General features: G+C 65.1%; 21 protein-coding genes and 1 pseudogene. 3 read left to right on the top strand and 19 right to left on the bottom strand.

All coding sequences use genetic code 11. The annotated features are described in order from the left end of the window. The 3 genes from P1Y20_RS16025 to P1Y20_RS16015 form a co-directional block, all read left to right on the top strand. Window positions 1–1,325: dihydroorotase (locus P1Y20_RS16025; RefSeq protein ID WP_304449710.1), on the top strand; the 1,325-nt coding region annotated here is incomplete at its 5' end. 135 nt (window positions 1,326–1,460) lie between these two features. Next, window positions 1,461–1,877, top strand: coding sequence for a DUF3830 family protein (locus tag P1Y20_RS16020; RefSeq protein WP_304449709.1), 417 nt, complete (start codon window positions 1,461–1,463; stop codon window positions 1,875–1,877). Window positions 1,878–2,003: 126 nt separating this feature from the next. Then, entirely contained in the window at window positions 2,004–3,278 is a 1,275-nt protein-coding gene (locus tag P1Y20_RS16015) for a Zn-dependent hydrolase (RefSeq protein ID WP_304449708.1), read from the top strand. 153 nt (window positions 3,279–3,431) lie between these two features. Here P1Y20_RS16015 and uraH read toward each other — a convergent pair whose 3' ends face one another. The 19 genes and pseudogenes from uraH to P1Y20_RS15920 all read right to left on the bottom strand — a co-directional run bounded on the left by uraH (window position 3,432) and on the right by P1Y20_RS15920 (window position 24,272). Beyond that, complete coding sequence (uraH, locus tag P1Y20_RS16010) at window positions 3,432–3,779, bottom strand: hydroxyisourate hydrolase (RefSeq protein WP_304449707.1); 348 nt, start codon at window positions 3,777–3,779, stop codon at window positions 3,432–3,434. Beyond that, window positions 3,776–4,708 carry a factor-independent urate hydroxylase gene (pucL, locus tag P1Y20_RS16005; protein ID WP_368662188.1) on the bottom strand — a complete coding sequence of 311 codons (933 nt, stop codon included), beginning with the start codon at window positions 4,706–4,708 and terminating at the stop codon, window positions 3,776–3,778. Before pucL ends, uraH begins: the two co-directional genes overlap by 4 nt. A gap of 340 nt (window positions 4,709–5,048) precedes the next feature. Continuing rightward, a complete protein-coding gene (gene uraD, locus P1Y20_RS16000) occupies window positions 5,049–5,564 on the bottom strand; it encodes a 2-oxo-4-hydroxy-4-carboxy-5-ureidoimidazoline decarboxylase (RefSeq protein ID WP_304449705.1) in 516 nt (171 codons plus the stop codon). Window positions 5,565–5,909: 345 nt separating this feature from the next. Then, complete coding sequence (locus tag P1Y20_RS15995; protein WP_304449704.1) at window positions 5,910–6,722, bottom strand: IclR family transcriptional regulator; 813 nt, start codon at window positions 6,720–6,722, stop codon at window positions 5,910–5,912. A gap of 473 nt (window positions 6,723–7,195) precedes the next feature. Continuing rightward, window positions 7,196–7,917: pseudogene (locus tag P1Y20_RS18865) on the bottom strand (DUF7260 family protein). Between the two features lie 70 nt (window positions 7,918–7,987). Further along, window positions 7,988–8,908 (bottom strand): DUF7551 domain-containing protein, encoded by a 921-nt coding sequence (locus P1Y20_RS15985; RefSeq protein ID WP_304449702.1) that lies wholly within the window; start codon window positions 8,906–8,908, stop codon window positions 7,988–7,990. 9 nt (window positions 8,909–8,917) lie between these two features. After that, on the bottom strand, window positions 8,918–9,721 hold the full coding sequence (locus tag P1Y20_RS15980) for a class I SAM-dependent methyltransferase (RefSeq protein WP_304449701.1): 804 nt from the start codon (window positions 9,719–9,721) through the stop codon (window positions 8,918–8,920). A 74-nt stretch (window positions 9,722–9,795) separates the two neighbouring features. Then, window positions 9,796–10,536: an FAD-dependent oxidoreductase gene (locus tag P1Y20_RS15975; RefSeq protein ID WP_304449700.1), complete on the bottom strand. Its 741-nt coding sequence runs from the start codon at window positions 10,534–10,536 to the stop codon at window positions 9,796–9,798. A 3-nt stretch (window positions 10,537–10,539) separates the two neighbouring features. Then, window positions 10,540–11,493 (bottom strand): NAD(P)/FAD-dependent oxidoreductase, encoded by a 954-nt coding sequence (locus P1Y20_RS15970; protein ID WP_304449699.1) that lies wholly within the window; start codon window positions 11,491–11,493, stop codon window positions 10,540–10,542. 3 nt (window positions 11,494–11,496) lie between these two features. Continuing rightward, window positions 11,497–12,732, bottom strand: a complete 1,236-nt coding sequence (locus tag P1Y20_RS15965; RefSeq protein ID WP_304449698.1) for an ABC transporter substrate-binding protein — start codon at window positions 12,730–12,732, stop codon at window positions 11,497–11,499. Window positions 12,733–12,735: 3 nt separating this feature from the next. Next, on the bottom strand, window positions 12,736–13,965 hold the full coding sequence (locus P1Y20_RS15960) for an ABC transporter substrate-binding protein (protein ID WP_304449697.1): 1,230 nt from the start codon (window positions 13,963–13,965) through the stop codon (window positions 12,736–12,738). A 415-nt stretch (window positions 13,966–14,380) separates the two neighbouring features. Then, window positions 14,381–15,613 carry an ABC transporter substrate-binding protein gene (locus P1Y20_RS15955; protein WP_304449696.1) on the bottom strand — a complete coding sequence of 411 codons (1,233 nt, stop codon included), beginning with the start codon at window positions 15,611–15,613 and terminating at the stop codon, window positions 14,381–14,383. A 2-nt stretch (window positions 15,614–15,615) separates the two neighbouring features. After that, window positions 15,616–16,899, bottom strand: coding sequence for an ABC transporter substrate-binding protein (locus tag P1Y20_RS15950; protein ID WP_304449695.1), 1,284 nt, complete (start codon window positions 16,897–16,899; stop codon window positions 15,616–15,618). 57 nt (window positions 16,900–16,956) lie between these two features. Then, on the bottom strand, window positions 16,957–18,867 hold the full coding sequence (locus P1Y20_RS15945) for an ABC transporter ATP-binding protein (RefSeq protein WP_304449694.1): 1,911 nt from the start codon (window positions 18,865–18,867) through the stop codon (window positions 16,957–16,959). Next, the gene (locus P1Y20_RS15940; RefSeq protein WP_304449693.1) at window positions 18,867–19,796 is read right to left on the bottom strand and encodes an ABC transporter ATP-binding protein; all 930 of its coding nucleotides are present in this window, start codon (window positions 19,794–19,796) and stop codon (window positions 18,867–18,869) included. The genes P1Y20_RS15945 and P1Y20_RS15940 overlap by 1 nt, the downstream gene beginning before the upstream one ends. Further along, entirely contained in the window at window positions 19,796–20,926 is a 1,131-nt protein-coding gene (locus P1Y20_RS15935) for a FecCD family ABC transporter permease (protein ID WP_304449692.1), read from the bottom strand. Before P1Y20_RS15935 ends, P1Y20_RS15940 begins: the two co-directional genes overlap by 1 nt. Before the next feature lie 2 nt (window positions 20,927–20,928). Beyond that, window positions 20,929–21,861 carry an NAD(P)/FAD-dependent oxidoreductase gene (locus P1Y20_RS15930; protein WP_304449691.1) on the bottom strand — a complete coding sequence of 311 codons (933 nt, stop codon included), beginning with the start codon at window positions 21,859–21,861 and terminating at the stop codon, window positions 20,929–20,931. Between the two features lie 2 nt (window positions 21,862–21,863). Beyond that, window positions 21,864–23,033 carry an ABC transporter substrate-binding protein gene (locus P1Y20_RS15925; protein ID WP_304449690.1) on the bottom strand — a complete coding sequence of 390 codons (1,170 nt, stop codon included), beginning with the start codon at window positions 23,031–23,033 and terminating at the stop codon, window positions 21,864–21,866. A gap of 3 nt (window positions 23,034–23,036) precedes the next feature. Next, the gene (locus P1Y20_RS15920) at window positions 23,037–24,272 is read right to left on the bottom strand and encodes an ABC transporter substrate-binding protein (RefSeq protein WP_304449689.1); all 1,236 of its coding nucleotides are present in this window, start codon (window positions 24,270–24,272) and stop codon (window positions 23,037–23,039) included. Between the last annotated feature and the right edge of the window lie 46 nt (window positions 24,273–24,318).

The raw sequence follows: 24,318 nt of genomic DNA, 5'->3' as shown, positions 1-24,318 counted from the left end.
CGTTCGAGGGTGCGATCGCGATCGACGACGGAACCATCGTGGGACTCGGTGATCCACGGCACCTCCCGGACGCCGACCGGACGCTCGATGCGACGGGCAAGGTCGTCATGCCGGGCGTCGTCGACCCGCACGTCCACATCGACGACCACGTCTCTATCGATAGTTACGAGACCGCGACGAAGGCGGCGGCGCTCGGGGGGGTGACGACGGTGATCGACTTCGCCTGGCAGGCGTACGCCGACGAGGGAAGTCCGTGGGACGAGGAGGGGACGCTCGTGGAGGGAATCGAACGAAAACGAGAGCGAGCCGCCGACGCGGTGATCGACTACGGGCTACACGGGGGCATCCTCAGGGAGGGCGCCGACCTCTTCGACGAACTGGCGGCGGTCGTCGACGCCGGCGTCACCTCGTTCAAGATGTACACGGCCTACGAGTTCGGCCTCTCGAACGGGTACATCGACCGCGTCCTCCGGCGCCTCGCGGAGCTCGACGCCGTCGGGGTCGGCCACACCGAGGACGACGCCGTCTGTGAGGCGGTGACCGAGAGACTGCGAGCGGAGGGACGCGGCGCGAGTAGCTATCCCGAGTCGCGGCCGGACTACGCGGAGGCCATGGCGGCCGACGACCTCGCACGGATGGCTCGCCAGCACGGAGCGAAGTACTACGGGATCCACACCTCCTGTCGCAAGTCTGCCGATGCGCTGGCGCGTCACCAGGAGGACGGGAGCCTGATCCGCGGCGAGACGTGTACGCACTACACGACGCTGACCGGGGACCTCCACGAGGAGATGGGGAACCTCCCGCGGATCGCCCCGCCACTGCGACGCAGCGCCGACGCCGACGCGCTCTTCGACTACCTCGAACGCGGCGTGCTGAGCGTCGTCTCCACCGACCACGTCGCACAGAAGCGCGAGGCGAAGCAGGAAAGCGAGTGGTGGGACGGCCCGTTCGGGGCGAACGGCCTGCAGACGAGCCTGCCCGTGTTCCACGACGAGGCCGTGAACGAACGGGGGCTGTCGTACGAGTTTCTCACCCGCCTCATGAGCCGACACCCGGCGGCCACGTTCGGGCTCCCGGGGAAGGGGACGCTCGACCCGGGCACGGACGCGGACATCGTGATCTTCGACCCGGACGTCGAGTACACGATATCGGCGGCGGACAACGCCTCGAACGCGGACTACTCGCTCTACGAGGGTCGGACCGTCCGAGGCGCAGTCGAGACGACACTCGTCCGTGGTGTCGTCGTCGCGGACGACGGCGAAATCGTCGGTCCCCCCGGCCACGGCGAGTACGTCGAGCGCGAGCGCCCCGACTGGACGCCGTAGCTAGCACCGCGCCGGGCGACACTGCGTTTCAGGTACCGGCGGCGTGCCACAGGGTGGACGGCGGAGGAACGGAACCGAGAACGGGAGCGGCACCGCGACAGAACCTTTATTTTCCAGACCCCTATTGGTCGTGGCGTGAGCCAACTAGAGTTCGACATCGAGGGAGAGGTGTACGTCGCCGACCTGCTCGAGGACGAAGCGCCGCGGTCGGTCGAGGCGCTTCGCGGCTTCCTGCCGCTCGAATCGGAGTTGATGCACGTCCGCTGGAGCGGTCACGCGACGTGGGTCAACATCGACGAGATCGACCTCCCGGAGGTCCCACGCGAGAACCACACGGTGTACCCCTCGCGCGGCGACATCCTGCTCTATCCGGGGTACCGCAACGAACAGGAGATCCTCGTCCCCTGTGGACCGACGTGCTTCAAGAGCCCGGCGGGTGAACTCGCCGGTAACCACGTGGCGACGCTGGACGCGTCACGCGAGGACCTCGCCGAACTGGAGGAGGAGACGCTCCAGACCGGTGCCAAACGCATCGTCGTCAGAGAACGGTAAGGGACCGCGACTCCGCGCTCCCACCGTCTCCCTCCCGATTCACGAGTTTCAGGCGACCGACCGCTCCGAGTCGGACGTGGCAGTGCGTCGGTATCTTCAAATCCGGGGGGCTACAACTCGCCTATCATGAGTACCACGGAGTCCGCCCACCGGTCGGTGAGCGAGGAGCGTCTCCGCGACGACATCACGACGAACGCGGAGTTCGGTGCCATCCCGGCCGAGCGTGGTCACGGTCGGACGGTGCTGACCGGGACGGAGGCGAACCGGCAGGCACGGCAGTACCTGCTCGACCGACTCGAGGCGGCCGGTCTCGACGTGCGAATCGACGCCGTCGGGAACGTCGTCGGCCGCTGGGTGTCCAGCGGCGCCGACCCCACCGCGCCGGCCGTCGCGTGTGGCAGCCACCTCGACTCGGTCCCCGAGGGCGGCATCTTCGACGGTGTACTGGGGGTCTACAGCGCGCTCGAAGCCGTCAGGGCACTCAAGGACACCGACCGCGACCTCGCACGGCCGATAGACGTCGTCTGCTTCACCGAGGAGGAAGGGGGGCGGTTCTCCAACGGTCTCCTCGGCTCGTCGGTGGCGAGTGGGAACCGGTCGGTCGAGGAGGCCCTCGCTCTCGAGGACGACGACGGCGTGACGCTCGAGACGGCGCTGACCGACATCGGGTTTCGTGGGACCGACCGCGTGGACGCGAGCGCGTGGGACGCGTGGCTCGAACTCCACGTCGAGCAGGCCGAGCGACTCCAGGAGACGAACGCCGCCGTCGGAATCGTCTCCGCGATTGCGGGGACGATTCGCTGTGAGATCGAGATCGTGGGGGAGGCCGACCACTCGGGGTCGACGACGATGGCGGCGCGGACGGACGCGTTGGCCGCTGCGAGCGAACTCGTCCTCGAGGTAGAGGCGGCGGCGAACGACGTTCTCGCCGAGCACGGCGACACCGTCGTCGGGACGGTCGGGAAACTCGACGTCTCGCCGAACGCGATCAACGTCGTGCCGGGACGGGCGGAACTCGGCGTCGACATCCGGGACGTGCGGTACGCCTCGATGGAGCGCATCGTCGAGCGGGTCCGCGACCGCCTCGCGGGGCTCGAAACCGAGCGAGGGGTGGACGTCACGTTCGAGCGACCGTACGATATCGCGCCGAGCCGGATGAGCGACCGGTGTATCGCCGCCCTCGAACACGCGGTTTCGACCGTCGACGCCCCCTCGCTGTCGCTGCACTCCGGCGCCGGCCACGACACGATGCACGTCTCGGACGTCACCGACGCCGGGATGCTGTTCGCGCCGTCCAGAGGCGGGTTCTCGCACAGCCCCCGCGAGTGGACGGACTGGAGCAGTTGTACGACGGCGACGCGGGTCCTGACGGCGGGCCTCCAGCGTCTGGCGGAGGCGTGACGCGACGCATCGCGGACCGACCGACGTCGACGGCGTCCGGTCTGTCACGGGGACCACGCACGCCTTCCACAGCGTCGAGCACAGCGACGACGCGGCTTGCCCGGGCCGTCGTCACGTACTGGCTGAGGTGTCGGCGAGGAGTACGGCCGCGGTTCAGCTCCCGCGGTAGGTCGTGTATCCCCCCGGAGAGAGGAGCAGGGGGACGTGGTAGTGTTCGGTCGGGTCGTCGATCAGGAACCGCACCGGTACCTCGTCGAGAAACGACGACTCGGCGGGCCCCTCCCGGTAGTAGGTCCCCACGTCGAAGACGAGTTCGAAGGTCCCGGTCTCCATCTCGTCGGCGTCGAGCAACGGCTCGTCGACACGCCCGTCGTGGTTCGTCGTCGCCGCAGCGACCCGCTCGCGGTGGTCGTCCTCGAGGCGGTAGAGCGTCACTTCGACGCCCTCCGCCGGTCCCTCGCGGCTCGTGTCGAGGACGTGTGTGGTCAGGCCGGCTGTCATCGCTCGCCGCTCTCCTCGAGGTCGCTGCGGTCCATCGAGAACTGCTGGAAGCCGGTCGGCCGTGGCGGTTCCCGCAGCACCTTCGCGTCGCCGTCCATGTCGTCGCGGACGTTCAGCCACGTGCGGTTGTTGGCCTCGAAGCTCACCCGGGACAGTTGCGGGAACCGCTCGAGCACCCGAAGTCCGACCTGGTAGATGAGGTCCTGAATCGAGTTGACGTTCTGCTCGTGGAAGACCACCTGGGCGATGTCCCGTACCTGCTCCGCCGGCACGTACGCCGCAGGGTCCTCGCCCAGCGCCGCCTCGGGTTCGTCGTACGTCCAGAAGATATCGAGGCTGATGTACAGCGTCCGGTTCTCCCGTTCCGGAAGGGTGGTGTACTCGTCTTGGACGTAGCCGACGAAGGAGTTGTCCTTCACCTTCACGAGTTCGAGGCCGGTGACGCCGCTTCGTTGCTCCTCGACGACGACCTCGCCGTCCTCTCGGGTGAGATAGAACTCGCCGAACGCGGACTCGTCGTCGGTCACGCGGAAGACGAGGTCACTCGGCTCGAAGCCACCGTCCCCGTCGGGCACGGGGCGCTCGTCGAACGCGAGTTGGTCGGCCGACATCCGGACCGACTCCATCTGGTCGTAGGTCCGGAGGAACTCCGAGCCGACGTAGTGGAGAAAGCCCTCGACGGTCGCGCCGTCGTAATCGCCGGCGTGGTGGAGGATGAAGTTCTTCATCGAGTCCGTCGCCACGACCTTCGCGTTGTCGCCGTCCCGGAAGGAGGGGAGGAACTCCTCGCCCTCGACCTGGGCGCGCACCTCCATCCCGAAGAGCGTGTTCGGCTTGCCACTGAAGTCCGACTCCGGAATCTCGCGAACGCCCTCCAGCGGGGTCGCGTACGTCCGGTAGACGTTGACGTGCTCTTTGCCGTAGTTCATCGTCCGCTCGCCCGCGGAGTGGCCCTCGGCCATGTTACCGAACCCCCGCCGAGCGGTCGGCGTGTTCTGGGCGTCTCCACGCACATCGGCTCACGCTCCGCATGCTATGTGGTCTCATCGTCCAGCTAAGGATTCCGGTCCCGGTACAAAATAGTTTGCCTCGTACGGGGTCGTGTGACCACCAGCCGGCGGTCTCCCTGGCCGTGCCGACGTGGCACTCACGCGCACGGCCCCTCGCGAGTGAGCGACCCACCGCACCGCGTCGTCATCGCTACTGTATCGACGACGTACTGAACGTCGTCCGGTGCACCGGTGGGGGGGATGCCCTAACTGTAGACCGCTAGGAGTCGCCTGCCTCGCGAAACCGGTCGTCGAGCCGGAGGCGCGCTATTTCATCGACCTCCTCCAGTGCGGTCCGGAACTCGGTGGACTCGTCGTTCTCGACGCGTGCCTCCATCGCCGCCTGGATCTCGTCGGGTGAGGCCCCTTTGACGGCCATGATGAACGGGAACTCGAATCGACGCTGGTACCGCTCGTTCAGCCGCTGGAACGTCTCGTACTGTTCGGGACCGAGCTCGTCCAGCCCCGCCGACGACTGTTCCGCCTCCGAGGCGTCGGTCATCTCCGTCCGCTCGCCCAGGTCCGGGTGTGCCCGCAGGAGTTCGAGCTGTTCCGCCTCATCGGCCTCCCGGACGACTCGTGCCATCTCCGTGTGGAGGTCGGAGACGGTCTCGAACGGCCGCGCCGACGCGGCACGCTCGGCCACCCACGGCGAGTGTTCGTACACGTCACGTAGCTCGTCCACGAAGGCGTCGTCGTCGAGTTCGTTGAGGTCCCCGAGAGTCCGTACGCTCATGTCATCCGAGCGTCGGCCACGAGCGACTTAATAGCACCTATCACTCCTCTCCCCGTGTCGGTCCGGTGGACGACGCGTTCCTGTGAGACCGTGCCGTCGACTGCCCTCGCTATACGGGTGCGCGAGGCCGGTCACCGGCAGTCGACAGGTGGGGCCGTACAGACGGCGTCGACGGACAACCCGCGGTCGACAGACACCACGGAGAGCTGACTGTTCGACCGCTGGAAACGCCCTCGTAGACGTAGCGGCCGGTTCGGGACGTCCGATAGCGCCCCCGACGTCCCGTTGGCCGCTGGAGGGTCTCGAAACGGTGTGTGAACACCGGGGTTCGAGGGTTGGCTCTCGTCAACTCCTGTCGGGTGCGTCGTCGCCGTGTGTGGCCATGTTGACGTTCACTTCGATCAGGTTCGCAGCGCTCAGCACCGTCTCCGGGAGGTCGTCTTCGAACTGCTCGCCCTTCAGACGGCTCGTCGGACCGGCGACGCTCAGCGACCCGAGGACGTTCCTGTTGCGGTCGATGACTGCAGCACCGACAGCGCGGAGTCCCTCGACTTCCTCCTCGTCGTTGTACGCGAACCCCTGGTCGCGGACGACGTCGAGTTCGTCTTTGAGTTCGACACGATCGGTGATCGTGTTGGCAGTCTGGGCGGGGAGCCCGTGTTGGTCGATGATTTCGTCGACGCGTTCCTCGGGGAGGTGAGCCAGGATGGCCTTGCCCGTCGCGGTGCAGTGGAGGTGGTCCGGGCGCTGGAGTTTCTCGGTCTGGTACCCACTGCCGACGGCGTCACTCCCCCGAACCTTGTACAGGTTGATCCCCATGCCGTGCTGTTCGGTGAAGAGGTTCGCGTACTCGCCGGTCGACTCGGCGAGCGCCTTGACTTCCCCCTTGCCGTACGTGTACAGCCGATTCCGGTTCCGGACGTACTCCCCCGACAGGAGGAACTTCAGGCTGAGTTTGTACTGGTCGTCCTCCTTGACGACGAGGTGCTGCTGTCGAAGTGTGGCCAGATACTGATACGTGGTACTCTTCGAGACATCCAAATGGGAGGCGACCTCGGTCACGCCAGCACCGTCCAGCGCTTCGAGGACATCGAGGATCCGAGCGCTTCGTTCGATGGTTTTCAATGTCCGGGGCGATTCGTCGTTTCTGGATGCCATACGATGGCATTCCTCGCTGTCGGTTTAGTTGTTCGGTTATATCAAACGCCGAACCACCCGTCGTGGTCTCTCGTTGCAGTCGTCGGGCGTGTTCCCCCGAACGGCGGTCGTCGACTGGCTAATTCTGCGGTGGGTGCCTCTGCACAGGCAGTACTCACGAACGAGCGGGCGGAGACGATGAAGGTACCAGTAGAACCCCGAAGCAGTGGTTCGCACGAACCCGGAGAATGGATTCGACGCGTGTCTCACATTCGATTTCGAAATAGTCGGAACGACTATGTGGCGTCTGTCGGTCAGCTAGCTCTCGTCGTTGTGCTACTCCACTACGGATCCCGAGATTCGAGGGCTTCGAACTGCGCGATGATTCCTGCGAGTTCGACTCCCCACTCCGTCAGTGAGTACGTCACCGTCAGTGGTGACGCAGTCTCGTCCCACGCCTCTGCACGCCGTCGACGAGGCCCGTCGCCCATCGGTCAGACCCTCCGGACCAGATGGTCTCGTACGGCTCGTTGACGCTCTCGACACGTTTCATCGGGCGTCGCGACCGTCGCCAGGACCGGATGGTCGACCGGGAACTCCTGATACAGAGACGGGATGAGATTCCGGTGGCGGACCCCGGCGTCGACGCCGCTGGTCGTCGTCCTCTGGAGGAGTTCCTGCCGGTTGCGAGCCACGATCTCACAGCGGCCGCGATGGCTGGCCAGCGTCTCGTGGCGCCGTCGCAGCGCGTCGAAGCCGAGTTCAGTCAGCGGCGTCTCGTTCGCGTCGACGACCCATTCGATACTGTCACTGACTGCTTCGGTCGCATCGTCGAGGTGTGCTTCCTCGCGTTCGAGTGCGTTCTGTAACGCGGTCGCTCCCCCAGTCGGGACCGCGCTTCGGCGAGGACCATCTGTTCGAGTTCTGGGGTGAACGGGGCTTCCGTCGTCGGGGCGAGTGCCACGGCGACCGCGTCGGTGAACTCCTCGCGAATCGTTTCCAGCAGGGGTTCGGGTTCGTCGATGGAGGCGACGCTGTGGGGGCGAATCGTCTCGTCGAACGCCGTCCGTACGGGCCGACAGCCTTCGGCACTGGACGCGTCCGCGGAGAGGTGGGTGGTTCCACCGGCTGTCGTGAGGCCAGCGACCGATGACGGTGTCCGATCGGGCTGGAGCTTCCGTACCCGACGGGTGAACGTCTCGTAGGCGTCCAGCATCTCCTCGACAGCCTCCTGCTCGGTTTGAGCGCGGGTTCGCGCTCGCTCGATGTCAGTGTCGACGGCCATCTCACACCCCCCTATCGATCGGCGCGCTCACGAGGCCGTTCTGTTCTCCCGCGTTCGCGAGGACGAACGTGAGTTGCCAGCCACCGTCTACGGCGGTCACCTGGATGGATCGTGGGGGGTGTTCCGTGTGGTGGCGGCAGAGTTCGAGGGTCACCGGCAGCACGGGAAGGCGGTCGTTTCGTGCCGAGAGAGCGTAGCCGGCGATTTGCACCACGACGGCCCCGACACCGCCGTCGATGTCGACCGAGAACGGCGAGCGCGCGTAGCTCTCGATGAATCCCCGCTGCTCGAGTGCCTCAAGCGTCGTGTCGAGGGGGTTGTGGTCGTCGGTGGGCGATTCGAGTCGAGTTGCAGCATCGGCGAGGACTTCGGCCTGGTCGGCGGGAGAGAGGCGCTCGTCGAGTTCGCCGGACATGCTCTCGAGTAAGCAGACACAGAGTTCGTCGGGATCGCCGACGGTTTCGGCGAGCTCGAAGTACGCTTCCATGACGGCGCTCTCGACGCTGTCGTATCCGCCCTCGGAGAGTGTCTCGAAAACGGCGCCGGCCACGCGGTGACAGAACTCGATGAGGTTCTGATGAGTGTGGGTCGAACGTACGGTGTCGAGGACCGGTTCAGAGAGTGTCCGCCTGTCAGTCTCTCGGGTAACGTCTGTCACTCGGCTCGTCGATGGGAGGGGCCGGGTGTCTTGACAGACGATAACGTCGTAATACGGCAGTTGCGGGTCGTACCGGCGGAGTGCGGCCCGATACTGTTCTGTCGCTTTCACAGCCGCACGTGCAGTACCCCGGCGCTCGAAGCGGAGGCCAGCGGCTGGAACGGGGCGGTCGCCGTACCTGGCACAGACGAGGTAGTACTCGCCAGTCTCGCCGGCGAGTGTCTCGATGTGGTCGCGGATTTCGACGAGCGTTGTTCCAACCATCGGTACCTGTTAGTCAGGTTTGTGGCCGGTGACGACGTGCCACGGGACGCGTTCGTTCCACGGACCGACCGTCCGCCACTGGTCGAACTCCTCGGCCACGTCGAGCACACGCGTCTCGTGGAAGCCGGCCGCGTCGAACAGCGCCTGTATCTTCGACGGCGGTGCGTGGCGGAACGGCAGGTCGGTCTTCGCATCGTTCCACTCCCGCTGGGTTCGGTCATCGAGATTCGTCGCAGCGCCATCGCGGCGTACGCGAAGTGCGAGTCCGTACAGTCGTCGAATGGCTCGCTCACCTACGCTGCGTGTCGGATCTTCGGGGTGATTACCGAAGAGGACGACTTGGCCTCCGGGCCGAAGCACCCGGTGCCACTCCCGAACGGCCACGCCGGGATGCGCGAGCGACCAGATCAGTACACGGTTCGTCACGACATCGAAAGACGCGTCCTCGAAGGGGAGCGCCTCCGCGTCGCCTGCGGTGAAGGTCGCTTCGAATCCGTCACGGGCGGCCCGTTCACGCGCCTGATCGAGCATCGACTCCGAGAAATCACAGCCGACGACGTCGTGGCCCACCCCGGCGTACAAGCCGGCGAGAAACCCCGCTCCGGTCCCGACGTCGAGCACTTGCTGGGGCTCCTCGCCGACAACGTCGGTAATGATGGCTTCCCACGCCTGACGGTCATCGTGCTGCGTGACGTCGTCGGCGTACCGGCCCCACATTTCGGCGCTCCGCTCGTCGTTCCAGCGGGCGCTCGCAGCGGTCTTCAGTCGATTCCGTGCCGGTGTCGTGGATTCCGTAGCGTTTCGTTCGGTCATAGCTGGGACGTTATCTCCGGACCGTCATCGGCTGGTCGGCGCGAATGGACGGGTCCATGTGGGCGGTCGATCTGTTACTCCCTGAGGCTCGGATGCGTTTCCTGCTCATCCGGGTGTGGTTCCGTGAAGCGACTCCGCATCACGTCGAGGGAGCGCGCTTCGCGGTCCGTGCGCCCGGTCTCGTCGATCTCCGCACAGCCGGGCGGGAGGTCGCGGCCGCGATCGGTGAAGTAGCCCTCGGGGGCGACCCAGTCGTGGTAGAACGGCCGGTCGTCGTCCTCGAGGATCGTCACCCCGACCTCCGCGCCGTGGCCGGCGCAGACCGCGGCCTGGTGGGGCTTCTCCGCAAGCCGACCGGCGGCGTACAGCCCGTCGACGCCAGTGCGACCGCGTTCGTCGGTGTCGACGTACGCCTTCCCGCGGTCGATGACCCCGACGCCGTCGACGTCCTCTAGATAGCCGACCGTGTTCTTTGTCGCCGCGACGACGTACTCCGTGCGGTAGCGGGCGCCGTCGTCGGTCTCGACGGCAAATCCGTTCTCGGTCTCTTCGACGGTCGTGACGGTCGCGGTCACCTGCTCGCAGCCCGCCTCGGCCGCTTGTTCTTCGAGAAGGTCGAGCAGCTGTTGGCCGTTCACGCCGGCGGGGAAGCCCGGGAAGTTCTCGAGGTGGGCGTTCCGCTGGAGGATCGACTCACCCGCGTCGACGACGAGCGTGTCCAGCCCGTGGCGAGCCGTGAAGACGGCTGCCGAGAGGCCGGCGACGCCGCCGCCGATGACGGTTACGTCCTGTGGTATCGTGGACTCAGTACTCATTGTTCAGTTGTTGGTTTTCGGTATCTCTTCGTGGTCTTCGACGTAGTCACGGACGGTCTCCTCGTCCAGTGCGTCGAGCAGGGCCGTCTCGTCGACCGCGTCGACGTCGAGGTGGCTCGCGATCGCCTGGTGCCCCACGGCTGTCCGCGCCTCGATCTCCCCTCTCGTGATATGCGCCGCGATCCCTTCGTCAGTACACAGTCCACGGACGCGCCGGTAGCGGTCCGAGTCCGTCTCGACCGGCGCATCGTCCGCGTAGACGTCGTCGAACCAGTCAAGCCACGGCGCTCGCTCGTCGAACTCCTCGCCGAGTTCGGCCCGCCGCTGGGTCCAGTCGGTCCGGGTCGCCGTCGCTTCCCACCAGCCGTCGTCGAGACGGGCGTCGGCGACGACCCGACGACCGACCGTCGCACCACGACCCGCTGCGATCACCGCCTGGATGTTCATCTTCTCTCCCAGCGAGGCGACGTAGAGCCCGTCGAGAGGTGTCGTGCCGTCGTCGTCGACGAGTTCGGTATCGAGGTTGCCGATCTCGTCCGACTCGAAAATCGCATCGTCGGCCAGGCCACCGAGGTAGCCCTCGTGGTACCGCGTCGCAGCGACGACTCGTCGAGCGGTGACCGGTTCGCCCTCGTGAAGGTCGACGACGAACCCCGGGGTTCCGTCGAGTCGGTCGACCGACTCGACCATGTCGGGAACGACCTCACAGCCGGCGGTTTCGGCGTGATCCTGTATCAGGTCGTAGAACGTCCGGACGTCGATCCCGTCGGGAAAGCCGAGATAGTTCTCGAGGTACGCACAGCGGGCGAGCGACGACTTCCCGCGGTCGAACACCACGGTATCGAGGCCTTCCCGACCGGTGAACACGCCCGCCGAACACCCGGCTGGGCCGCCGCCGACGATGACGACCTCGTGGTCGTACTCGGAAGCCTGTTCGTCCGTTTCGAGGTCACTCATCGCTCAGAGGTCTCCGTTGATGATGTCTGCGAGCCGTTGACGGTCGAACAGTTGCTCGTCTTCCGGCGGCTCTTCGAGGCCCGTCGGCTCGCCGAAGACGTCGGGATAGATGGATTTGGCGATCAGTTCCGTCTCGAACATCATCACGATCGGGCCCGCGGCATACGTTTCGTGCCACGGGTAGGCCCTGTCGTTTTGATAGGCGGATACCTCACCAGCAACGGGATCGTTTTTCAGGGGCTCTAAGGTGTCCTCGAACCAATCGGTATCGGGGTCTCGGAATGAAGCCATAGCATTGTGATGAATCACGACGTCAGGGTCCGCTTCGAGCAGAACCTCGAAATCCCCTCGATACGTCGTCTCTGAGAGGGCTTCTCCCTCTCCGTACAACCCCTCGAACGCGTCGTGCTCGTAGGTTTCCAACGCCTGAAACGGTTTGTACTGGTAGCCATCGCCGTCGTGTCTGAGATAGATGACTTCCTTGTCATCGAACGACGTGGTGAGGTATCCCATGGAGGGGCGGTCCTCGACGGGCGGGAGTTGCGACGTAACCTCCGCAACCATCTCGTCGTAGAATTCCTCGAAGGCCTGTCCGCGTTCCTCGGCCTGGAACACTTCGGCGAACGTGTTTAACCCCTCGTAGAGGTCGTAAAACGGGTGGTCGTCGGTCCAATCCGAACGGCGCATCCAGCTGCCGTGGAACGGCCCGACGTTGTCTTCCAGTTCCGCGATATCCTCCTCGCTGAATTCGAAGTACCCCTGTGCCGTGTAGTGGTCGATGAGGTGGATGTCGGCATCGAGCTCGTAGAACAGCTCTTTGTCCGGCGATTCACCGTCTTCGATAAGTGCGGTGAGGTTTCGCCCGTCAAACGAGACTTCCGGCAACTGTTCGAGATACTCGGTTGGATATCCGGAGCCTTGCTCTGCGATCACGCCGTCTTCCTGCCCCAGCGCGATCATCATCCCGATAACCGCAGGGTCGTAAACGGCGTACGTCTCCGGAATCTCCGCGAGCGTGTGACAGCCGTTTGGTTCCATGCACACCTCGTACGAAGTCTCCCCCTCGGTCGAATCGTCTCCCCCCTGTTCCACTTCCGATTCGTTTTCAGACGGTGTCGATCCGGAATCGGGCTGCCCCGCACAGCCGGCGAGCAGCCCCCCGCCGACGACCGCCCCGCCGTACTTCACGTAGTCACGCCGCGTCGGTGCCTCAATCGTGCTGTTATCGTCGTCGCTCATCGTTCAGATGTCTCCGGTGATGATGTCTCTGACGCGCTGGCGGTCGAACAACCGTCGGTCCTCGGGCACGTCCGGGAACTCTTCCGGTGCGAACGCGCCGAACTCCTCGGGGTAAAGTTGCTGGGCGACCATCTCCGTCTGTAGGAGATTCACGAGCGGCCCCTGTTCGCCGTACTGGCCGGGATAGACGTTGCCCTCCTGAACCGCGGTGAGTTGGCTCCCAACGGAGTCGTCTTCCATCGGTGCGACGTACTGTTCGCGGAACGCCTCTGCGGAGAACGAATCAGTGTCGCCGGTGTTGCCGATCCCCCAGTGTACCATAATAATCGCTGGGTCGACCTCGAGCAGTGTTTCGTAGTCGGCTTCCCCGCCTTCGACGATGTCCTCAGAGAACGCCGATTCGACATCCAGATCACGGTAGGGTTTCATCTCGTAGCCTTCGTCCTGGGTATTCATCGGATAGAAGGTTCCTTTCGCCGGCTCCGAGCCGCCGTTGACGAGCGCGACTTCAGGTCGTTCGTCTTCGGGTGGCAGTCGTGACTGGATCTCCGACTGTAGCTCGTCGTGAACGGCGGCCATCGCCTCGTACCGTTCCTCCTCTTGGAAGAGAACCGCCAACCGCTCGAGTCCCTCGTAGAGCGAGTAGAGTTCGTGGTCGTGGAACTCTCGGCGTCGACGCATGTTGTTCCCGAAGAACGGGGCGACTTCGTCGGCGATCTCTTCGGTGTCGGATTCGTCCCAGTTGTCGTACCAGCCGACCCCGTGCATGTACTCGGAACTCATCAGGATCACGTCGGGGTCATACTCGAAGAACAGTTCTTTGTCCCAGCCCTTTCCTTCCGAGCGTAACGGCGGCAGCTCGTCTTCGGCTGGGACGTCCAGATCGAACGGCTCGAAAAGGAAGGCTGGAATCATGTTGCCCGCGGTGATGAACCCGTCGCGCTGACCAAGTGCGAACGCCATATCGGCCCAGCCGCCGTTGTACACGAGATACGTCTCGGGTACCTCCTCGAACGTCTGGCACCCGACTGGCTCTATGCACGCCTCGTAACTGGTGTCCTCGGTCGTGGTCTCGGTCTCCGCCTCCGTCTCGTTGCTCGTGGCCTCGGGTGTGTCCCCGCCGTCGGACTGCCCCACACACCCCGCGAGCAGTCCCCCACCGACGACTGCCCCGCCGTACTTCACGTACTCCCTGCGCGTCGGTGCCCCGTGTTCCGTGGCGTCGTCTGCCATGTGTTTTAGGCTAGCCTAAAACAACATAGTCGTTCCGGTTTTTCGGGCAGCCTAAAACGAGTTCTCCGCCGTGACTCCCATCGGAGACCTTCTCGATGAACTCGTGCGCTCCGCCGCTCTCGCAAACCTCCTCGCCATCCGCGTCGAACCGCCCGTGCACGGCCGTTCTCCGCGACCGTGCCGTCGAACTGGAACGTGCGTGGCCTGGCCGACGCACCCGATAGCGTCGCGGAGGCTATCGAACGTGACCTCCGTCCGTCCCCTCCGTCGATGCGGACTGGTCCCGCTGCGACTCGAGTCCAGTTACGATCCGTCGTTTACCTCGGTCGGTCGACGCTCGGCCTCGACGTCCCGCGCCGCGCCGAGGGGCGGCCGTGGTCGAATATCGCCGTATCGAGTTCCGTACCGGTCGCGTTCAGATGTTCCCGTTGATGATATCGGCCACCCGCTGGCGGTCGAACAGCCGTTCGTCCTCGGGAATCGCCGGCAGCACGCCCTCTTCGTCGAATCCGGGCCACTCGCCGAACTGGTCGGGGTAGAGTTGTTTGGCGCTCATCTCCAACTGGAACAGGTTCAGCGGGATGCCCTGGTCGTAGGACCCTCCTCGATAGAACCGGTCGTTCTGGATGGCCGTGAGTTCCTGCCCAACCGGGTCGTTCTCGAACGTCTCGACCGCCTCTTCGTATGCGTCGAACCAGGCGGAGACACCCATGAACTTGATCAACACATCCGGATCGCGTTCCAACAGCCCTTCGAGATCTAGCGTGCCACCGTTTTTGGAGTAGACCTTGTCCAGATCCGCAAACGCGTCTTCCGCACCGAGTGGGGTGAGGTGTGCTTTGCCGAACCCGGATTGGTTGGTGAGATACGGATATATCTCGTCGTTATAATACAGAATATGACCGACGGACGGACGGTCGCTCTCGGGCGGAAGGTTCGACTGGATTTCGCTCACTAGCTCCTCTCGAACAGCGACGAGTTCCGCTGCCTGCTCCTCGGCCTTGTACACTTGAGCGAACTTCTGCGTCAACTCTTCTAACGTGTAAAACTCGTAGCCGTCGTCGACCGGGTACTGCGATTCGGACCAGGTTCGGCTCCCGCCGTTGGCGAAAAACGGGGCGACACTATCGGTTATCTCGGTGATATCGTCCTCGTTCCACTCTCCCCACTCTGTGAGTGGGAACGGGTCGACGTGGAACACGTCCGGATCGAGTTCGTAGAAGCGTTCCTTGTCGTCGGTGAATACGGATTCGTCGATGCCGGCAGTGTCGACTTCGACGCCCGGCAGTCGCTCGTAGTGCGACGTGATGTACCCGGGCCTCACTGCAATGACGCGCTCACCCTGTCCGAACGAGGCGAGCGTATCTGCCCAGATATGGAGGAGGGAAGCGGCCGTCTCGGGTACTCCGTCGAACGCGACCTCGCCAACCGGGGATAGCTCGACGGTGTACGATCCGTCGTCGCCGTCCGACTCAGCCCCGGTATCGCTACTGTTCTCGGTAGCATTGGCCGTCTCGGTGGGCGTCGACTCGGACTCGGATCGGTCCGTACACCCCGCGAGCAGTCCCCCACCGACGACTGCCCCGCCGTACTTTATGTAGTCTCTCCGCGTCGGTGCCTCGGTCGTGTTGGTGTCGTTGTCGCTCACTGTTAGATGTCGCCGTCGATGATGTCCGCGACCCGCTGGCGGTCGAACAGCCGTTCCGCTTCCGGGATCTCCCACGTCCCGTCGTCGTCCAGGCCGGGGAACTCGCCGTAGATGTCCGGATACAGCTGTTTGGCGAGCATCTCGGTCTGGAACAGGTTCGTCAGGGGGCCCTGTTGGCCGGTGTGGCCGACGTAGAGCCGGTCGTTCTGGACGGCTGTGAGTTCCGACAGTACCGCGTCGGAGCGGTACGTCTCCATCGTGCGCTCCACGACCGTCGTATCCTCGTCACTGGAATCGTACCATTCGGACGCCGAATCGTTGTAGAACGTGACGCCGAAGTGGAGGAAGATCACGTCCGGGTCGGCTTCGAGCATCCCCTCCGCGTCGGTCGTGACGGACGACTCACCCTCGTACCAGCCGGAAAAGGCGTCTCTGACGTTCAAGTCACGGTACTGCTTCTTGCCGTACGCCTCGGGTATCGAGGAGATGGGGTTGTACACCCAGATCTCCCCGTCCCGGGGGGCGAGCGCGTGGGGCAACGCGATCGTCGGTCGGTCACTCTCCGACGGCAGGTCGGCCCGGACCGACTCGATCAGTTCGTCGTGAAGCTCGCGGAGCGCGGCGGCGCGGTCCTTGACGCCGAACAACTGCGCGTACGTCTCGACCTGGTCGTACATCCCGACGTACCCGTACTCCTCTTCCTCGGGCCACTGATACCACGAGTCACCACGCTTCCGGCGGCTGTGGTTGCCGAACCACGGGGCGACGTTGTCCTGAACTTCCTGAACGTCGTCGACGTCGAATCCGTTCTCGTACGCCATCGAGAGGTTCGGGTCGAACGCCAGCAGGTCCGGATCGGCGCTGTAGAACAGCTCCTTGTCGAGCGTCCCCTCCGGGCTCAGCGTCTCGACCTCGTCGAGATCGAACGAGAGTTCGGGCACCATCCGGAAGAACGTCTCGTCGACGTTCCGTCTGAACGCCATCCACTCGACGCGGTCCCACTGCCCGAGCGCGACCATCAGGTCGGCTCCGAACTGGAGCGCGGGAACCACGCTCTCGGGCGGTTCGTCGAACTCCACCCGACCGGTGGGCTCGATCGTTGCCGAATACGACTCGCCTTTCTCCTCGGATTCGTCGGACGTGTTCGTCGCTGCTGGTTCTGACTGATTCCCTGACTCAGTCTGTCCCACACACCCCGCGAGCAGTCCCCCGCCGACGAGCGCCCCGCCGTACTTCACGTACTCCCTGCGCGTCGGTGCCTCGTGTTCCGTGGCGTCGTCTGCCATGTGTTTTAGGCTAGCCTAAAACAACATAGTCGTTCCGGTCGAGCGGCCGGCCACCTATCAGGTCTGTCGGTCGGCCGGCCGCTCAGCGCCACGGGCGAGAAACCCCTCCGGCAGTGACTCGACCTCGCCGGCCTGCACACCCCAGAGGTTCGCGTACAGCCCGTCCGCAGCCAGCAACTCCTCGTGACTCCCGCGTTCGACCACCTCGCCATCGTCCAGCACGACGATGGTATCGGCGTCCTTGATCGTCGAGAGCCGGTGGGCGATGACCAGTGTCGTCCGGTCGGCCGCCAGCCGGTCCAGCGACCGCTGAATCAGGTACTCCGTCTCCGTGTCCACCGCGGAGGTCGCCTCGTCGAGCAGGAGGATTTCGGGGTCCTGTAACACCGTGCGGGCGATGGCGATGCGCTGGCGCTGGCCGCCCGAGAGCTTCACGCCACGCTCGCCGACGCGGGTGTCGTACCCCTCCGAGAGTCCCTGAACGAAGCCGTGTGCCTCGGCGGCCTCCGCGGCGGCGACGACGTCGCCTCGGTCGGCGTCGAACCGCCCGTAGCGGATGTCCGCCGCGACCGTCCCGTCGAACAGGAACGTGTCCTGACTCACGTAGCCGATCGAGGAGCGCAGGTCCGCGAGGCGAACGTCGCGCACGTCGTGGCCGTCGACCTGGACCGCGCCCTCTGTCACGTCGTACAGTCGCAGGAGCAGTTTGGCGACGGTCGACTTGCCCGCGCCCGTCGGGCCGACGATGGCGACCGTCTCGCCCGGGTCGGCGTCGATGTCGACCCCGTCGAGCACCGGTTCACCGCTGTCGTAGCCGAAGGTCACGTCGTCGTACACGACGCGCCCCTCGACGTCGTCGAGCGAGGTGGCGTCCGGGCGGTCCTCGATGCGGACGGGCACGTCCATCAGCCCGCAGATGCGCTTGCCCGACGCCTTCGCGTTCTCGTACCAGTCGACGATGCTCGACAGCTGCGACATCGGTCCACTGAGCCGCTGGGTGAGCAGCATGAACACGACGAAGTCGCCGGTCGTGAGTTCGCCCGAGAAGAACAGCGGCGGGCCCGAGAACACCCACAGTCCGCCGAGGACGAACGTCGCGAGCAGCGCCGCGCCCGTGATGAGTTCCATCCCCGGTCGGTAGAAGTAGCTCAGCCTCAGCACGTCCATGTGAGCGTCGTAGACGGTTTTCGACACCTGCCGGACGCGGTCGTTCTCGTACTCTTCCGTACTCGTGGTCTTGACGAGTTCGATGCCGCTGAGGCCGTTCTCGATGCGGGTGTTGAGATCGCCGATGGTCTGGCGCTGGCGCGTATAGCGCGGCTCGATGACGCGCATGAACCACCACGTGAAGCCGACCAACAAGGGAACGGCCCCGAGCGTGATCAACGCGAGGTGTGCGTTAGTGTACAGCAACGCGGTGGTCACGCCGACCACGATGACGCCGATCCGAACCGAATCGCCGAGCGCGTTGTCGAAGAAGACTTCGAGGTTCGAGGTGTCGTTGTTGAGGATGGACATGACCTCGCCGGTCTCCTTGTTGTCGAAGAAGGTCATGTCCAGGCGCTGCATCTTCTCGTAGGCGTCGACCCGAATCGCGTACATCACGCCGTGGGCGAAGTAGTTGATCGCCACGCCCCGCACCCACTGGATGACTGCCCCGCCCAACAACGCAGTACCGACGACGACCGTCGAGAGCCAGAACTGCGCCGTCCGCTCGTCCGGCAGCCACGCCTCGGGCACGAGCGGCAGCGCGTAGGCGCTCTCCTCGGCGAACACCGCGTCGATGGTCGTCCCCAGCACGATGGGCGTTACCAGTACCGTCCCGTACGCGACCACGCTCGTGACCAACGCGACCGCGAGCCACAGCGCGTGGTCGGGCGTGTACGTGCGGAACAGTCGCCACAGCGGGTGTTCGACCCGCTCGCGGTAGGCGTCGAGTTCCGTCTCGAACTCGTCGCTGGTGGCCATCAGCCCTCCCCGCCGTCGGCGTGCGCGACCGGCTCTGTCAGCTCCTCGCGCTCCTCGTCGTCGTCGTGACGAGCCCTGAGTGGCTCGATACGCGGGCCGCGCGGTGTCTGGTCGACCTCGGCGTCGATCTCGAACACCTCCGCGAGCAGTTCCTCGGTGACGACCTCCTCGGGCGTCCCACGCGCTTTGATCGAACCCGCTTTGAGCGCGACCATCTCGTCGGCGAGTCGCGCCGCCTGCTGGATGTCGTGGAGGACGACGACGACCGTGATCTCACTCTCCGTCCGGAGCGTCTCGACGATCTCCATCACTTCGAGCTGGTGGTGCAGATCCAGGAACGTCGTCGGCTCGTCGAGCAAGAGGACGTCGGTGTCCTGTGCGAGCACCATCGCGATCCACGCGAGTTGCTTCTGCCCGCCGCTGAGGCTGCCCACCTCGCGGTCGCGGAGGTGTGTGCAGCCGGCCAGTTCCATGGCGCGCTCGACGGCGCGTTCGTCCTCGTCGGTGACGCTCTCGAAGAACCCGCGGTGCGGGTAGCGGCCGTGGTAGACGAGGTCCTCGACGGTGATGGTGTTCGGCGAGGTGCTCTCCTGGGAGAGCAGGCCCATCGTCCGAGCGAGCTCCTTCTTGTCGAAGGTCTCGATCGCTCGGCCGTCGACGAGCACCGAGCCCGCGTCGGGCGCGAGCTGATCGGCCAGGCCCTTCAGGAGCGTGCTCTTGCCCGAACCGTTCGGGCCGATCAGCGCCGTCACGGCCCCCGGTTTGGCCGTGATCGACTCGCCGTCGATGATCGGCCCGTCGCTGCTCGGGTACGAGAGGACGAGCTCCTCGCCGTCGAGGCGCCCGTCGGTTTCGCCGTCGGACTGTTCGTCGGCTCTGCTCGGTGGACTGCTGCCGTTCGTCCGTGGATCGGTCGGTTGCTCGCTCATCAGATCTCACCCATCTGTTCCTGCTTGCGCATGAGATAGAGGAAGTACGGCCCGCCGACCAGCCCCGTGACGATGCCGACGGGGATCTGTGCGTCCGAGCCGGCGACCACGGCCATGCCGAGCCGTGCGCCCACGTCGGCGGCGACCATCAGTGCAGGACCGGCGAACAGACAGCCGACGATGAGCTTCTTGTAGTCGCTCCCGACGATGTTGCGGACCATGTGCGGGACGATCAGGCCGACGAAGCCGACGATTCCCGCGACGGCGATGCTCGCGGCCGCCGCCAGCACGGCCACACCCGAGAGCGCGAACCGGACCTTCTCGACGCTCATCCCGAGCGAATTCGCGGTTTGTTCGCCGAGCAGCAGGACGTTCAACTGCCGGGAGCTGATCAGCGCGAGTAGCATCGCGACGACAGTCCACGGCAGTGCCATCCGGACCTGCTCCCAGTCCGTCCCGGTGAGCGAGCCGGTCGTCCACGCGATGGCGGACTGGACGACGCCGATGTCGTCCGCGAAGAAGAAGAACGCCGTCTGGAGGCTTCCGAAGACGGTCCCGACGATGACGCCCGCCAGCACCAGCCGGACGGGCGAGGTCCCGTTCTTCCAGGCGATGGCGTAGACGATGAGGAACGCGACCGCGCCGCCGACCGAGGCGATGATCGGCAGGAACGCCGCGAGTCCCGAGAAGACGACGAGCGTCAGCAGGATCATGAGCCCGGCGCCGGAGGAGACGCCGAGGATGAACGGGCTGGCGAGCTCGTTGCGTGTCACCGCCTGGAAGATCGCTCCGGAAACGGCGAGGTTCATCCCGACCAGCGCACCGACGAACACGCGCGGCAGGCGGATGTTCCAGACGATCAGACTGCGTTGGTTCATCTCGGGGACTTCCCCGCCGAGGAGCCACGCCTCCCACGCGTCTGCGTTGAAGATGACCTGCGGGTTGAAGACGGCCTGCCAGGCCTCGACGATACTCATCGAAAACGAGCCGAAGCTCACCTGAACGAGCCCGCCGCCTACGACGACGGCGAGACTGCCGACGATGAGCGTGAACAGCGAGCCGTCGAACCACGAGAACCAGCGCTCACGACGCGAGGTGGTCGAGGTGTCGGTGACGGGTTCTCCAGCCATCGTCAGTCACTCACCCCCTTCGGGTTGCGTTCGGCCTCGATCTCTCGCGCCGCGTCGAGGATACGGTCCTCGTCGACGTGGTCGAGCAAGCGCTGCTGCCCTCGCACTTCACGCTGCTTGATTTCGTCGTCCGAGAGGTACGTCTCGAACGACCGGTCGATGTCCCGTTCGCGTAACTCGACGCGACGGTCCCCCTCCACGTCGTGACCGTCGGGGACCTGCTCGTCGAACCACTCGCGCCATCGGTCACGGTCGCTCCACTCCCCGTCGAGCGTGGACTTCTCTCGCATCCAGTCGTAGTGGTCGACGACAGTTTCGGGATACCCGTGTTCCTCGCGGGCGTCCTCGACGACGCGGAGCCCGACGCGGGCCCCGCGTCCGGCGGCCATGATCGCCTGTCTGTCGGCCTCCGTCGATGGCGAGGCGACGTACAGTCCGTCGACCGGGGTCGTACCGTCGTGGTCGGCGTACTCGCCGTCGAAGGTCTCGTGTGTCTCGCCGTCGTACTCGTACGCTTCGAACATCGCCGACTCGTCGTCGAGTCCGCGCATGTACTCGCCGTCGTAGCGCGTCGCGGCGACGACTCGGCGCGCGGTGACGGCGTCGCCCTCCTGTGGCTCGACGACGAATCCGTCGCCATCGTCGGCCCGGTCGACCGACTCGACGAGGTCGGGGACAATCTCACAGCCCGCCTCCTCGGCGTGGTCGTGCATCAGCTCGTATAGCGTCTCGATGTCGATGCCAGCCGGGAAGCCGAGGTAGTTCTCGAGGTACGCACACCGCTGTATCGAGGAGCGGCCACGGTCGAAGATCACCGTGTCGAGACCGTACCGGGCGGTAAAGACGCCTGCCGAGCAGCCTGCTGGCCCGCCGCCGACGACCGCGACATCGTAGTCGTATTCGGTGCTGTCTCCGGAGACTTCCGTCGTGCTCATAGTTAGAGATCACCGCTGACGATGTCCGCGACCCGCTCTCGGTCGAACAACTGTTCGTCGCCGAACGCCCCTGGGTAGAGCCCCTGAGCGGCCCGTTCGAGCTGAAAGAGGTGGATGATCGGGCCCTGGTACGTCAGACCGCCGTAGATGACGCGGTCGTTCTGCACCGCGGTGAGTTCGTTCGCTACGTCGTGGTCCTGCAAGTGTGAGACGATTTCGTCCTCGAAGTACTCCCGAGTGATCTCGCCCTGCAGTCGGATAGCGAGTGCGTCCGGGTCGATCTCCAGCAGCGTCTCGAAGTCGACGGTGCCCCCGCTCACCTGCGCGTCCTCGACGCCTTCCTGGGCGAGGGCATCGCCGACCTGGAGGTCTCTCCACTGTTTCGACGCGTAGCCGTCACCGACGAGGTACGGGTAGAACGACTCCGGCGGGACGTCGGAGGGGTAGAGCAACGCGATGTCCGGCGTCTCCTCGGGGAGACGCGACCGGACGTCTTCGAGGACCTCGTCGTGGTACTGCCGGAACGCCTCGTAGCGTTCGCGCTCTTGGAACACGTCGGCGAGCTTCTCGAAGGCCTCGTACAGCGAGTAGTACTGGTAATCGTGCCAGTCGTAGACCTGCGTGAAGCCCGTGTTTCCGAAGAACGGCGCGGCGGTGTCGTCGACCTCGTCGACGTCGTCCTGGCTCCACTCCAGCCGGTTCACCATGAAGTTCGGGTCGATGACGTGGACGTCGGCGTCGAGCTCGTAGAAGATCTCCTTTCCCGTACCGTCCTCGTAGAGCTCGGTGAGCTCGTCCGTCTCGACGGAAACGTCCGGCAGTTCCTCGTACAGGTGTGTCCCGAATCGGGCAGTGACTCCGGTCGCCTGGAGGCCGTCGGCCTGACCCAGCGCGACGCCCATGTCGGCGTAGTCGGCCGTGTACGGGAACCACGTCTCGGGGACCTCCTCGAACGCCACGGTCCCGACCGGTTCCATCGTCACCGAGTACGACGAGTCCGTCTCGGTCGTCGTCTCCGAATCCGGTTCGGTGTCGTTCGCGGTCGAATTTGGCTCCGACCCACCGTCCCCGGTGCAGCCGGTGAACAGGCCCCCGCCGACGACCGCCCCGCCGTACTTCACGTACTCTCTGCGTGTCGGTGCCGCCGTCCCGGTGGTAGTATCGTCGCTCATTGTTCAGCGGTCCCCGTTGACGATGGCTGCGACTTCTTCGCGGTCGAACAGCCGGTACTCCTCGGGTACCTCGGGGTACGCCTGCGGGTCGAATTCACCGAACCGTTCGGGATAGAGCTGCTGGCCCGTGAGTTCGGTCTGGAAGAGGTTGGCGATCGGTCCCTGTTCGCCGTAGGCTCCCGGGTAGACGCTCCCTTCCTGGACGGCGGTCAGTTCGCTCCCCACCTCGTGCTCCTCCATCGGCGCGACGTACTGCTCGTGGAAGGCATCGGGGTCGAAGCGACCGTCCTCGGTGTTGATGATTCCCCAGTGGACGACGAGCACCGTCGGATCGTACTCCAGTAGCCCCTCGTAGTCGATCTCGCCGCCGTACTCCCCGTCGTGGAGGTCGGCGAAGGCGTCCTCCACCCCCAGGTCCCGGTAGGTCTTCATCTCGTAGCCCGGGTCGGAGAGGTCGAGCGGGTAGAACGCCCCCTTCTCGGGTTCGGAACCCCCGTTGACCAGCCCGATGGAAGCCGGTTCGACGCCGTCCATCCGGTCGTCGAGTGCCGCCTGCATCTCGTCGTGCACGTCGAGCAACGCCTCGGCGCGTTCCTGCTCTTGGAACACGTCCCCGAGTCTCTCGAAGGCCTCCAGCATCGACGGGGCCTTCTCCGGGTAGTCGAGGTCTCTCTGCCAGTCGGTCGTCGTCCGCCGGTTGTAACAGCAGAAGAACGGACCAACTCTCGACTCGACCTCCTCGATGTCGGCGTCGTTCCAGTGGTCGTCCGAGTTTTTCAGCCGGTTCGGATCGATCAGGTGAAGGTCGGCATCGATCTCGTAGAACGTCTCTTTCGGAATCGCCCAGGAACCCCCGCTCTCCTCCCAGAACGCCGGCCAGTCGGTGTTCACCTCGACGTCCAGGGCGTCGTGATACAGCGCGAGGCGCACGTTCGGTGTCCGACACCCCTCGGCCTGGCCCAGTGCGACGGCCATGTCCGACCAGCCGTCAGTCGTCAGCGCCGTCCACGTCTCGGGGACCTCCTCGAACTCGACCTCGCCCACTGGGAACAACTCGACCGTGTAGCTCCCGTCGTCGGAGGTGCCGCCCCCGGTCTCGTTGTCACCCGACTCCGACGAGGGTTCGGAACCGGAGCCGCCGGTACACCCCGCGAGCAGTCCCCCGCCGACGAGCGCCCCGCCGTACTTCACGTAGTCACGCCGCGTCGGTTCCTCGTGACCGCTGGAATCGCCTCCCATATGATTTAGGCGAGCCTAAATATACAAAACAGTATCGAAATTTAGG

The sequence above is a fragment of the Halomarina ordinaria genome, assembly GCF_030553305.1.
Lineage (GTDB): Archaea > Halobacteriota > Halobacteria > Halobacteriales > Haloarculaceae > Halomarina > Halomarina ordinaria.
The sequence above is the reverse complement of the archived record's forward strand: the minus strand, read 5'-3'. Positions and strand labels throughout refer to the sequence as shown.

Coding starts and splice junctions, on each gene's coding strand:
- P1Y20_RS15995 (WP_304449704.1), bottom strand. CDS start 6,722: ATGGCATCCAGAAACGACGAATCGCCCCGGACATTGAAAACCATCGAA.
- P1Y20_RS15980 (WP_304449701.1), bottom strand. CDS start 9,721: ATGACCGAACGAAACGCTACGGAATCCACGACACCGGCACGGAATCGA.
- P1Y20_RS15945 (WP_304449694.1), bottom strand. CDS start 18,867: ATGGCCACCAGCGACGAGTTCGAGACGGAACTCGACGCCTACCGCGAG.
- P1Y20_RS15950 (WP_304449695.1), bottom strand. CDS start 16,899: ATGGCAGACGACGCCACGGAACACGAGGCACCGACGCGCAGGGAGTAC.
- P1Y20_RS15985 (WP_304449702.1), bottom strand. CDS start 8,908: ATGGTTGGAACAACGCTCGTCGAAATCCGCGACCACATCGAGACACTC.
- P1Y20_RS15970 (WP_304449699.1), bottom strand. CDS start 11,493: ATGAGTGACCTCGAAACGGACGAACAGGCTTCCGAGTACGACCACGAG.
- P1Y20_RS15925 (WP_304449690.1), bottom strand. CDS start 23,033: ATGAGCGACGATACTACCACCGGGACGGCGGCACCGACACGCAGAGAG.
- P1Y20_RS15960 (WP_304449697.1), bottom strand. CDS start 13,965: ATGGCAGACGACGCCACGGAACACGGGGCACCGACGCGCAGGGAGTAC.
- uraD (WP_304449705.1), bottom strand. CDS start 5,564: ATGAGCGTACGGACTCTCGGGGACCTCAACGAACTCGACGACGACGCC.
- pucL (WP_368662188.1), bottom strand. CDS start 4,708: ATGAACTACGGCAAAGAGCACGTCAACGTCTACCGGACGTACGCGACC.
- P1Y20_RS15930 (WP_304449691.1), bottom strand. CDS start 21,861: ATGAGCACGACGGAAGTCTCCGGAGACAGCACCGAATACGACTACGAT.
- P1Y20_RS15940 (WP_304449693.1), bottom strand. CDS start 19,796: ATGAGCGAGCAACCGACCGATCCACGGACGAACGGCAGCAGTCCACCG.
- P1Y20_RS16015 (WP_304449708.1), top strand. CDS start 2,004: ATGAGTACCACGGAGTCCGCCCACCGGTCGGTGAGCGAGGAGCGTCTC.
- P1Y20_RS15975 (WP_304449700.1), bottom strand. CDS start 10,536: ATGAGTACTGAGTCCACGATACCACAGGACGTAACCGTCATCGGCGGC.
- P1Y20_RS15920 (WP_304449689.1), bottom strand. CDS start 24,272: ATGGGAGGCGATTCCAGCGGTCACGAGGAACCGACGCGGCGTGACTAC.
- P1Y20_RS15965 (WP_304449698.1), bottom strand. CDS start 12,732: ATGAGCGACGACGATAACAGCACGATTGAGGCACCGACGCGGCGTGAC.
- P1Y20_RS15935 (WP_304449692.1), bottom strand. CDS start 20,926: ATGGCTGGAGAACCCGTCACCGACACCTCGACCACCTCGCGTCGTGAG.
- uraH (WP_304449707.1), bottom strand. CDS start 3,779: ATGACAGCCGGCCTGACCACACACGTCCTCGACACGAGCCGCGAGGGA.